This is a genomic window from Camelimonas sp. FR25 (assembly GCF_059740505.1).
This window is the reverse complement of record NZ_JCAWFG010000084.1, coordinates 268,332-280,107: the sequence shown is the minus strand read 5'-3', so window position 1 is coordinate 280,107 and position 11,776 is coordinate 268,332. Positions and strand designations below refer to the sequence as shown.

Annotated in this window: 7 protein-coding genes and 1 pseudogene; 6 read left to right on the top strand and 2 right to left on the bottom strand. The window is 67.0% G+C overall.

The features are described from left to right. The first annotated feature begins 480 nt into the window (after positions 1-480). The 5 genes and pseudogenes from AC6A67_RS12075 to hflX all read left to right on the top strand — a co-directional run. On the top strand, positions 481-2,832 hold the full coding sequence (locus tag AC6A67_RS12075) for a sensor histidine kinase NtrY-like (RefSeq protein ID WP_498036794.1): 2,352 nt from the start codon (positions 481-483) through the stop codon (positions 2,830-2,832). Continuing rightward, positions 2,829-4,199 (top strand): nitrogen assimilation response regulator NtrX, encoded by a 1,371-nt coding sequence (ntrX, locus tag AC6A67_RS12070; protein ID WP_498036793.1) that lies wholly within the window; start codon positions 2,829-2,831, stop codon positions 4,197-4,199. The genes AC6A67_RS12075 and ntrX overlap by 4 nt, the downstream gene beginning before the upstream one ends. Continuing rightward, entirely contained in the window at positions 4,196-5,062 is an 867-nt protein-coding gene (locus AC6A67_RS12065) for a D-amino-acid transaminase (protein ID WP_498036792.1), read from the top strand. Before ntrX ends, AC6A67_RS12065 begins: the two co-directional genes overlap by 4 nt. 179 nt (positions 5,063-5,241) lie before the next feature. Further along, positions 5,242-5,493: an RNA chaperone Hfq gene (gene hfq / locus AC6A67_RS12060; RefSeq protein ID WP_498036791.1), complete on the top strand. Its 252-nt coding sequence runs from the start codon at positions 5,242-5,244 to the stop codon at positions 5,491-5,493. 507 nt (positions 5,494-6,000) lie between these two features. Beyond that, positions 6,001-7,395: pseudogene (gene hflX / locus AC6A67_RS12055) on the top strand (GTPase HflX); the annotation flags it as partial. Between the two features lie 846 nt (positions 7,396-8,241). Here hflX and AC6A67_RS12050 read toward each other — a convergent pair. Both AC6A67_RS12050 and AC6A67_RS12045 read right to left on the bottom strand, forming a co-directional pair. Further along, on the bottom strand, positions 8,242-10,284 hold the full coding sequence (locus AC6A67_RS12050) for a M3 family metallopeptidase (protein ID WP_498036790.1): 2,043 nt from the start codon (positions 10,282-10,284) through the stop codon (positions 8,242-8,244). Positions 10,285-10,698: 414 nt separating this feature from the next. Further along, on the bottom strand, positions 10,699-11,028 hold the full coding sequence (locus tag AC6A67_RS12045) for a hypothetical protein (protein WP_498036789.1): 330 nt from the start codon (positions 11,026-11,028) through the stop codon (positions 10,699-10,701). Positions 11,029-11,330: 302 nt separating this feature from the next. Between AC6A67_RS12045 and AC6A67_RS12040 the strand changes: the two genes are divergently transcribed. Continuing rightward, positions 11,331-11,669 (top strand): hypothetical protein, encoded by a 339-nt coding sequence (locus AC6A67_RS12040; RefSeq protein ID WP_498036788.1) that lies wholly within the window; start codon positions 11,331-11,333, stop codon positions 11,667-11,669. Positions 11,670-11,776 lie beyond the last annotated feature (107 nt).

Here is an 11,776-nt window from a genome sequence, read left to right as displayed (position 1 = left end):
ATCCACGTCTTGCCGCGACGCCCAAGCGTGCGCGTCCCCGCTGAGGCCTGTCCACCCCCATGGCGTGAGCAGTCACCGGCTGATCATCTCCCAGCCCGGCAGCGCGTGGCCCCCAAATCGCCGGGGCGCCCCACCGACGCAACGTTCCCCCACGCGCCCCACACTTGCGTGAAGTCGCCGCTGCAGGGTTTGCCAGCCGCCTCCAGAATGTCGTATTTCGACAACACTGTTGTCGTGGCGCCACCTGTCTGATTCAGGACGCCCCACGGATGCAGGCGCCCGGATCGCCTTTGCATGAGCGGAATGTGCAGGCTGCGGGCCTCGCCAGCGGATCCTCGGTCAGCTGCGCGGCGTGCGCGGTAGCTTTATGCGCCGGTGAAACTAATTCGGTCATCATACTTTGATGATTGATGTTTTCAGACTGGTTAATCTGGTTTGTGAGCGGGGCGTCGGGCAGGGTATTGTGGCGAAGGGGCGCGTTTGAGTACAGGTTCGACACAACAGGCGATCCCGCCGGATGACGGGCGGCGCAGCCCGCAAGCAAATGGCAAGGCCACGCATCAGGACGTCGGCCAGGATGCCGGCTCCGGCGCAAATGTCGGCGCCGACTTGAGGCTGGAGGCCATCGCGCCCACCGGGCGGGTGTCTGGCGCGCTCGGCGTGGTGCTCGTCTGCTGTGCGCTGGCCTGCGCGCTGATCACCTTCCTGGTTTTGGCTGGCATGACGCCGGTGTTGCCGACCCATGAGGTCGTGGCGTGGATGCTGGGCGTCAACGCCGTGCTGGTGGTGGTGCTGCTGGGGCTGGTGCTGGCGCAGACGTGGCGGCTGTGGCGGGCGCGGCGTCAGGGGGCGGCTGGCGCGGGCCTCAATATTCGTATCGTCAGTCTGTTCTGTTTCGTGGCGGCGTTTCCGGTGGTGCTGGTGGCCTCGGTGGCCTCGATCACGCTGGAGCGTGGCCTGGATCCCTGGTTCATCGGTTCGATCAAGGCGCTGATGTCCAACACGGTCGAGATCGCCAAGGAATATCGCGACGCCCAATGCCGCACGGTGATCCGTGAGGCCAATCTGATGGCGGCTGACCTCAACCGCGCCCGCGTGATCTATGACGCCGATCGCAAGCTGTTCCACGATTTCCTGCAGTCGCGCTCGGCCTTCCTCGGCTTCCCCATCACCTTCCTGATGACCGTCGACGGCTCGGTGGTCGAGCGCTTTGACAGCGGCCTGATCCAGAACGTGCCATTGCCGACCCGCGAAGACCTGAAGAACGCCTCCGACGACGACGCCACCTGCCTGATCCCCGGCAACCGCAACGTGTTTGGCGCGGTGCAGAAGGTGCCGGAGCTTAACGGTATGGTGCTGTTCGTCGCCCGCACCGTCGATCCCAAGGCCATCGCCTTCTTGCCGATGGCCGAGGCTGGCGTCGCCTATTACCAGGTGCTGGAGGAGAAGAAATTCGGCATCCAGGTGGCCTTCGCCTCGATGTTCGCTCTGGTGGCGATCATCGTGCTGCTGTCGGCGCTGTGGTTCGGCATGAGCTTCGCCAACCGGCTGGTCAATCCGGTGCGCCGCCTGATCCATGCCGCCGACCAGGTGGCGAGCGGCAATTATTACGTGCAGGTGCCGACGCAGAAATCCGATGATGACCTCGGCCACCTTGGCGAGACCTTCAACAAGATGACCGGGCAGCTGCGCCGACAGCATGATGGCCTGGTGTCGGCCACCGAGGTGATGGACCGCCGTCGCCGCTTCATGGAGGCGGTGCTGGCCGGCGTGTCGCCCGGCGTGGTCGGCGTCGACGCCACGGGCCTGATCACCATCGTCAATCCGTCGGCTGAGACCCTGCTGCGGGCCAGCGCCGACGATCTGGTCGGCCAGCCGATCCGTGAGGTGATGCCAGAGGTCACCAGCCTGCTGCAGGAGGCCGGCGAGGGCCGCCGCCTGGTGCAGCGCCAGATCGTCATCGACCGCGACCAGCATGAGCGCACGCTGAACGTACGCGTCACCTCCGAGCAGGCCGACATCAGCGGCGGCGGCGTGGTGGTGACGCTCGATGACATCACCGATCTGGTCAACGCCCAGCGCACCTCGGCGTGGGCCGACGTCGCCCGGCGCATCGCCCATGAGATCAAGAATCCGCTGACGCCGATCCAGCTGTCGGCCGAGCGCATCCGGCGCAAATACGGCAAGGTGATCGTGGCGGATCGCGAGGTGTTCGACCAGTGCACCGCGACAATCATCCGCCAGGTCGACGACATCAAGCAGATGGTCGACGAGTTCTCGTCCTTCGCCCGCATGCCGGCCCCGACCATCGATGAGGATGATCTGGTCTCCACCGTGCGCCAGGTGGTGTTCCTGATGCGGGTCGGCAATCCGGAGATCACATTTGTGGAGCACATGCCGGACGGGCCGCTGCCGGCCCGCTATGATCGCCGGCTGATCTCCCAGGCGGTGCAGAACGTCATCAAGAACGCCGCCGAAGGCGTCATGGGCATGGCCGAAGCCGACCGGGATGGGCCGGGGCGGGTGGATATCGCCCTGCGGCAGGAGGACGGCCAGGTGGTGATCGAGGTGACCGACAACGGCATGGGCTTCCCGAGGGAACACCGCAACCGTCTGCTGGAGCCTTACGCCACCACACGCGAGGGCGGCACCGGGCTCGGCCTGCCGATCGTCCTGAAGATTTTTGAAGAGCACGGCGGCGGGCTTGAGCTGCTCGACGCCCCCTCGGTCGCGACAGGCGGCCATGGCGCGCGCGTCCGTTTGTGGTTCCCGGTGAGCGGGGCCAGGGCGGATGCGGGCGAGCAGATTGCAGCAGGGAGCCAGACAATATGAGCGCCGACATACTCGTCGTAGACGATGAAGGCGATATCCGCGATCTGGTTGCGGGCCTTCTGGAAGATGAGGGCTATCGTTGCCGCACCGCGGCGAATTCTGATGAAGCGCTGGCGCTGCTCGAAGCGCGGCGCCCCGCGCTGGTGTTTCTGGATATCTGGATCCAGGGCAGCCGCCTCGACGGCCTGCAACTCCTCGACATCATCAAGGAGCAGCATCCGGAGCTGCCGGTGGTGATGATCTCCGGCCACGGTAATATTGAGACCGCCGTCGCCGCCATCAAACGCGGCGCCTATGACTTTATCGAAAAGCCGTTCAAGGCCGACCGGCTGCTGCTGGTCGCCGACCGGGCGCTTGAGGCGTCGCGCCTGAAGCGTGAGGTCAAGGAACTGCGCTCGCATTCGGTGCAGGCCAGCCGCATCGTCGGCAAATCGGCGCCGATCAACCATCTGCGCCAGGTCATCGAGCGGGTGGCCGCCACCAACGCCAGGGTGATGATCCTCGGCGCGCCCGGCGCCGGCAAGGAGCTGGCCGCCCGCACGCTGCACCAGGCCTCTGGCCGCGCCTCCGGGCCGTTTGTCGTGGTCAATTCAGCGACGATCACCCCGGAGAACATGGAGAGCGAGCTGTTTGGCGTTGAGGGCGTCGACGGTCGCGGCCGCCGGGTCGGCGCGCTGGAGGAGGCGCACGGCGGCACGCTGTATTTCGACGAGATCGCCGACATGCCCATGGAGACCCAGGGCCGCATCCTGCGCGTTCTGGTCGACCAGAATTTCCAGCGGGTCGGCGGCTCCACCCGGGTCAATGTCGACGTGCGCATCATCTCGTCGTCGAGCCGCGACCTCAACGCCGAGATCGCCGCTGGCCGGTTGCGCGAGGACCTTTACCACCGTCTCGGCGTGGTGCCGATCCGCGTGCCGGCGCTGGCCGAGCGTCGCGAGGACGTGCCGGAGCTGATCGCCTTCTTCATGGACCAGATCTCCACCGCCACCGGTCTTGGTCGCCGCGACATCGCTGAAGACGCCATGGCGGTGCTGCAGTCGCATGACTGGCCAGGCAATGTCCGCCAGTTGCGCAACAATGTGGAGCGCCTGATGATCCTCGCCGGCGGCGACCCGGATGCGGTGGTCGACGCCTCTATGCTGCCCGCCGAAGTCGGCGCGCTGGTGCCGACGACGCCCATGGGTTCGGGCGGCGAGAAGCTGATGGGTCTGGCCCTGCGGGAGGCGCGTGAGATTTTTGAGCGCGAGTATCTCACCGCCCAGATCAACCGCTTCTCCGGCAATATTTCGCGCACGGCGGAGTTCATCGGCATGGAGCGCTCGGCGCTGCATCGCAAGCTGAAGTCGCTCGGCATCGGCTCATGAGCCGCGTCGCCTTTGTCAACGGCCGCTATCGTCCGCGCGCCGAGGCGACGCTGTCGATCGACGATCGCGCCGTGTTGTTCGCCGACAGCGTTTATGAGGTCTGCGAGGTTCTGGATGGCGCCTTGATCGACCTCGACGCCCATCTCGACCGCCTTGAGCGCTCCATGGCTGAACTGGCCATGCGCGCGCCTATGGGGCGGCGGGCGCTGGTGCATGTCATGGGCGAGACGGCGCGGCGCAATCGTGTCCGCGACGGCATGGTCTATGTCCAGGTCTCGCGCGGCGCCGCGCCCCGCGACTTCCTGTTCCCGGACGCCGCGGTCAGGCCGTCGCTGGTGGTCACGGCGAAGAGCATCAACCGCGCCAGCGCTGAGGCCAAGGCGGCGCAGGGCATGGCGGTGATCACCCGCCCGGATAATCGCTGGAGCCGCGTCGACATCAAGACCACCGGCCTGCTGCCCAACGTGCTGGCCAAGGAGGCGGCGCGGGCGCAAGGGGCGCGGGAGGTCTGGTTCGTCGACGCCGATGGCTTCATCACCGAAGGCGGCTCCAGCAACGCCTGGATCATCACCCATGACGGCGTGCTGGTCACCCGGCCCGCCGACCCAGGCATCCTGCGCGGCGTGACGCGCGGCTCACTGCTGCGCCTCGCCGCCGCCATGGGGCTGCGCGTCGACGAGCGGCGTTTCCCGCTGTCCGAGGCGCTGGCGGCGCGCGAAGCCTTCGTCACCGCCGCAACCACGCTGGTGGCGCCAGTCATCCGCATCGACAGCCAGCCCGTGGGCGATGGCCGGCCGGGGGCGCTGACGCTGGAGCTGCGCCGTCGCTTTCATGGCGTGACGCAGTTCACACAGCTGGGGTGAATTTTGCGTGGGCGAGGCCGGTTTGGCGCGTCGGCAGCGCGGGTTAGCCTTGCAATTCAAGGCGTTTGCCGCTGTAATCGCCGCACCGGTCGAGCCTCCTCCGCAAGCTGATCTGCGGGGCAACAATAAACCGTAGTCCGTTGCATGACCGGTTGCGACGCACTCACGAGGTAATCACAATGGCGGGCGAACGCGCGCAGAACCTCCAGGACACTTTTCTCAATCACGTCCGCAAGAGCAAAATCCCGTTGACTATTTTTCTCGTCAATGGCGTGAAATTGCAGGGCGTCGTCACCTGGTTTGACAATTTCTGCGTTCTGCTGCGCAGGGACGGCCACTCGCAGCTGGTCTACAAGCACGCCATTTCGACCATTATGCCAGGCCATCCGGTGCAGCTGTTTGAGCCGGCGGACGAAGCCGACAAGGCCTGAGTGACGTCACGTCGCCGTCTGGGCGGCGTGTCGGCTCCGCGTCCACAATACATGGGGCGCGGCCAGAAGCTCACTCGCCCAGAGGCATGGCTTCGCAGACGTGTACCTCGCAAGCGATTCTGGCGACGTGCTACGTCGCCCTGTTCAGACAGGGCGATGCGCACATCGCATCCTGAACATGATTGGGAGCGGCGCCGATGGCGCCGCTTTTTTTTATGCTCGCCCGCACATGACATCATCCGGCTGGCATCACCCGGCTGTCATCATGCGTCTGCCGCCCGCGGGTCATGCCCGACTGGCTGGCATGCAACACCCAGCTGCGCACAAAATCTGGCGACGACGGCCAAAAGTCCTCAACTGGCGATTTACTTCTGGGGGCGTGCTGCCCATCTGATAGGGGACAGACAATCGCGTCTCGCGCTCGCGGGGCGTTTCGCCGGCGATGGCGCCGGCGCCAGGTGACGGAGCTTCGCCACGACTGAGCAGCACAATGGCCCGGAGAAGAAAATCTTCGAGGCTGAAAAGATCATCGCTTCCCGCGCCAGGACTCTGGTGGTGGGACCATATCTCAACGAGCGCGCCCGTCTGCGCGCCGCCAGCAAGGCGGCCAGCGGCCAGGGCGGACCGGGCGTCGGGGTGGTGTTGCGCGAGAACAGCGCCCGCCTTGACGAGGCCATTGGTCTTGCCGCCGCCATCGACCTCACCATCGTTCGCTCGCATCTGGCCAATATTTCGGAGGTCAAGCCCGCCACCTGGTTCGGCAAGGGCAAGATCGAAGAGCTGGCCGCCATCATCGCCGAGGACGACATTAGCCTCGTCGTGATGGATTGCGGCCTGTCGCCGGTGCAGCAACGCAATCTCGAGCGCGAGTTGCGCTGCAAGGTGATCGACCGCACCGGGCTTATTCTGGAAATCTTTGGTCGGCGGGCCCACACGCGCGAAGGCGCGCTGCAGGTCGAGCTGGCGCATCTGGAGTATCAGCGCAGCCGTCTGGTCCGCTCCTGGACCCACCTTGAGCGTCAGCGCGGAGGCTTCGGCTTCCTCGGCGGCCCTGGTGAGACGCAGATCGAGGCCGACCGTCGCCAGATTCGCGATCGCATGGCGCGCATCGAGCGCGATCTCGACCAGGTGCGACGCACCCGTGGCCTGCACCGGCAGAACCGCCAGCGCACGCCATGGCCGACCGTGGCTTTCGTCGGCTACACCAACGCCGGCAAGTCGACGCTGTTCAATCGCCTGACCCGCGCTGGCGTGATGGCCGAGGACATGTTGTTCGCCACCCTCGACCCGACTGCGCGGCTGGTGGAATTGCCGCGTGGCGCCCGCGCCATCCTGTCGGACACGGTGGGCTTCATTTCCGAGCTGCCGACCATGCTGGTGGCGGCGTTCCGGGCGACGCTCGAGGACGTGATCCACGCCGACATCATCCTGCATGTACGCGACATCGCCCATGCGGACACGCAGGCCCAGGCGGCTGACGTCATCACCATCCTTGAGGAGCTGGGTGTCGGCGTCCGCGACAGCGGCCGCATTATCGAGGTGTGGAACAAGGCGGATCTGCTCGACGACGAGGCGCGCCTGCGCCTGAGCAATCTGGCCGCCAACCAGCCGGCGGAATCGCGCCCGGTGCTGGTGTCTGGCCAGACCGGCGAGGGGGTCGAGCGCCTGCTGGCGGCCATCGAGGATCGCATGGCCGGCGGTCGCGCCGTCTATCGGGTGACGTTGGACGCCGGCCGGGGCGCTGACATCAGCTGGCTCTATGACGAGGCCGAGGTGCTGGATCGCCGCATGGATGAAGACGGCCAGGTTGTGATGGCGGTGCGGATCGCGGCTGAGAAGGAGCCACGCCTGCTGCGCCGCATCAACAACGCCCGACTGATCCGCGGGGCCGCCGCCACACCCCAGACGCCAGATGACGCGCCCGCCGAGCGCAGCCGTCGCGGCGACTGGAACCCGTGGAACGGCCCGGCGGCCTGAGCAGGCCGCCTTGCGCCGCCGCTCAAGGGGGGGAGACTGGCTCCACCCGATGCAGAAGAGCGTGGATGCCCGTGACAAGCACGGGCATGACGAGCGAGGGGTGCGGTTAGGCAGCTCGGGCGAAGTGGTCTGGCTTTGCCGGGCCCGGATGCTGGCCGTAGCCAGCTGGGCGCCAGCGGCTTCGCTCAAGTGACGCCGCTCCGCGCGCCTCATTTCTCGCTCCTCAACGCTTCACCAGCCGTCATGCCCGTGCTCGTCACGGGCATCCACGTCTGCTGAACCATCGTGAAGCCACCTCCGGCTGGCCAGCAGGCCGCGCGGCGCCTGAGGATCCTACGCCCTCCGAATGCGATCCGGCTCGAGCGCACGCAAGAGCGTGGATGCCCGTGACGAGCACGGGCATGACGGGGGCGAGGCGGTTAGGGGGGCAAGAAGTTGATGCTGGCTTGCGCCAGGTCGGGCTGGCGGTGGCCAGTTGGGCGCCGACTGCTTCGCTGCGATGGCGGCTCGCCGCGCACCTCATTTCTCGCGCACACGCTTCACCAGCCGTCATGCCCGTGCTCGTCACGGGCATCCACGTCTGCTGAACCATCGTGCAGCCACCTCCGGCTGGCCGGTAGGCCGCGCGGCGCCTGAGGATCCTACGCCCTCCGAATGCGATCCGGCTCGGGCGCAGGAAAGAGCGTGGATGCCCGTGACGAGCACGGGCATGGCGGCGGTGGTTGCGGGGCAAACACTGATGCGCCGGGGAGCAGCCCCTGGCTGGCGCCGTTACGCCGCCAGGCCGCGTTTTTGCAGCAGGGCTTGCGGGTCGGCGTCGCGCTCGCGGAACTTGAGCCAGGCCTCGCGCGGGTCGCGGACATTGCCGGCGGCATAGACGAAGTCATGCAGCCGTTGCGCCAGCACGGGGTTGAAGATGTCGCCGCTGTCGCGGAAGGCGGCGAAACCGTCGGCGTCGAGCACCTCTGACCACAGATAGCTGTAATAGGCCGAGGAATAGCCGTCGCCGGCGAACACATGCAGGAAGTGGCCGGGCCGGTGGCGCATGACGATGGCGCGCGGCATGCCGAGGCTGGCGAGGGTCTCCGCCTCGAAGGCGTCCATGTCGAACTTGCTGAAATCGTCGCGCTCATGCAGGCGCAAATCGACCAGCGCCGAGGCGACATATTCCACCGTGGCGAAGCCCTGGCCTTCGTTGCGACCGTCGAGCAGCCGCTGCAGCATGGCGTCGGGCATCGGCTCGTGGCTGCGCCAATGGGTGGCGAAGCGCTGCAGCACCTGCGGCTGCTCGAGCCAGTGCTCATAGAGCTGGGACGGGAACTCGACGAAATCACGCGGCACGCTGGTTCCGGCCAGCGACGGATAGGTGACGTTGGACAGCATGCCGTGCAGCGCGTGGCCGAATTCGTGGAACAGGGTGCGGGCGTCGTCAAATGACAGCAGCGCCGGCTGGCCCTCCGCAGGGCGGGCGAAATTCATCACATTGACGATCACCGGGCGGATGTCGCCGACCAGCTTCTGCTGGCTGCGGAACGAACTCATCCAGGCGCCGCTGCGCTTCGACGGGCGGGCGAAATAATCGCCGTAGAAGATCGCCACCAATTGGCCATCCGGGCCGGTGACCTCAAACGGCCGCACGTCATCGCGCCAGGTCGGCAGGTCTGGCCGGGGGCGGAAATTGAGGCCGAACAGCCGGTGCGCCACGTCGAAGGCGGCGTCAATCATCCGGTCCAGCTGCAAATAGGGCTTGAGCGCCGTCTCGTCGAAGGCGGTCTCGTTCATGCGCTTGCGCGCCGCATAGAACCGCCAGTCCCAGGGTTCGAGCGGGCCATTGTGGCCATCGGCGGCGAACAGCGCCTGTAGCGCCGTCTGGTCAGCCAGCGCCCGCTCACGCGCCGGACGCCAGACGGAATCGAGCAAGGCCGCCACCGCCTCCGGCGTGCGCGCCATGGAATCATCCAGCCGGAACGCCGCGAAGCTGTCATAGCCCAGCAGCTTCGCCTTCTCAGCGCGTAGCGCCATGGTCTCGGCGATGATGGCGCGATTGTCATGAGCGTCGCCATTGGCGCCGCGCGAGGCGAAGGCGCGGAAGGCGCGCTCGCGCAAATCGCGCCGCGTGGCGCTCTGCATGAATGGCTCATATAGCGAGCGCGACAGCGTGATGACGTAGCGACCGGGCTGGCCGCGCTCGGCGGCGGCCTGGGCGGCGGCGTTGCGCACGTCCTCGGGCAGACCGTCGAGGTCAGCCTCATCGAGGGTCATGTGCCAGCCGCTCTCATCGGCCAGCACGTTCTGGGCGAATTGCGCGCCCAGGGTGGCGAGCCGCGCCGCGATATCGGACAGGCGCTGCTTGGTCTCCGCCGGCAATCCAGCGCCGGCCCTACGGAAAGACGTGAGGTTGCGCTCAAGCAGGCGAGCCTGCTCCGGCGTCAGCCCATCCGGCGATACGGCGGCCACCCGCGCATACAAAGCGTCATTCAGGGCGACGGCGTTCCAGTGCCGGGCCATCACCGGGGCGATTTCGCGCTCGATCTCCTGAAGTTCTGGCGAGGTGTCGGCGCTGCACAGATTATAGAACACGCCGCTAACCTGGCTGAGGGCGCGGCCAGCCCGCTCCAGCGCCGCCAGCACATTGTCGAAATCGGCGGGCGCAGGGTCGGCGGCGATGGCGTCGATCTCGGCCTTGTGGCTGGCCAGAGCCTGCTCAAACGCCGGGCGGAAATCGGCGGCGCTAAACGACCCGAACGGCGGCACGGCGAAGGGCGTGTCCCAATCGGCGAGCAGGGGATTGCTGGTGGCGGCGGCTTGGGTCATGGCGACTTTCATACGCTGGTTGCGGATGGGGCTGAGGTCGGATCTTCGCCCCACGTCAGCATCGGAGCGGCGGCTGGTCCATAGGCGCGGCCCAGAAAAATTGGGCATGGCGCGCCGCGCAGGCGGGCGGCGAGGCCAGGGCTGTCTATCAGGGCAGCGAAATGGTGGCTGACGGGAAGGGGCCGGTCGCGGCTCAGGGAGATGTGAACGAGAGGCAGTCAGGCTGGCTGGCAGGATGTAGCGGCGCTGCAAGGCAGCGGATGCGCGCCGCGGTCGGCGCATCCCAGGCCGCGCGCAAGGTCACACGTCACGCCGCTATCCAGCCCGGCGTTATGGCTGGCAGGGCAAGAGGACGCGCCTGTGCGTCACGAAAATGGGGCGCAACCGGCTATGGCGCGCCCGCCTCAGCCCGGTTCAGAAGCCGCTGCGGCCCGGCGGGCGGGGCCAGCGCACCACCGCGCCTGGACGGCCGAGCACCAGCCGCCCGACCAGCGCCAGAATGGCGAACACGGCGACAATGGCGATGGTCAGCGGCAACAGCACGGCGAGCAGCGCCAGCACCACGGCGCCGATCAGCAGCCGCTTGCCAAGCCGGGCGGCATTGGCGCCCCAGATGCTCTCTGGCTCCGGCGGCGCAACGTGGACGCTATCGCCGACCAGTTCGCCCTCCAGAATCACCGGTTGCTCGCCGCCGCGTGACCAGGGGGTGTCCGGTTTGCCATCGTGTCCATCAAAGTTGCGCATTCACCATGTCCTTGCGGGCCGCAGGATGTCGAGGCTGACATCCGCTTGCTGCGCCCAATTGCGTAACGTCAGCGCTGGGGGCGCCGACGGGGTGCTGCTGACAAGATGGTGATCCAGCGTGAGGGATGCAATGGAAAAGGCGCCAAATGCCGGGGCGACAGTGCAGGTAAACTGGGCGGGCCGGCCGGCGGCCATCGCGCCGCCGCGATTGCCGCTACACTTACGTCAGACATCATGCGCCAGCGGCAGCTTTTTACAGTGTGCGCCCTTTTGCGCGGGGCGAAGTGGCGAGGAGCGACAGCATGAACAGCATGAACACGACGCCATTGCAGCACAGGGGCGGTGGGCCAGGTGGCGGGCGGCGGCTGGGCTTTACGCTTTTGGCGCCGGCGACGATCGCGATGGCCGTCGCAACTTTCGGCCTGTTGTCGCAGCCTGCCGCCGCCTCGGGCGTGCAGCTGGCGCAACTGGTTTGCGATTCGGGCGGTTGCGGCGCTGGCGCGAGCCGCGCGACGCCGCCACAGGGGCCGTTGCCGCGCCCCTATTACGGTGGACAGAACGCTGAAGAGAAGCGGGCGCTGCAAGAGCGCGACCGCATGCGGCGCGAACGGCGCGAGCGCGGCGAAGCCAGTCAGCGCTGATGCGCAGCGCTGACCGGGCGCGCGCAGAGCCGAAAGACTATTGCGCCTGGATCATTAGGGTGCGGGCCAAGGCGCCCACGCCATTCGCGTCGCGGCGAAGCGACCGG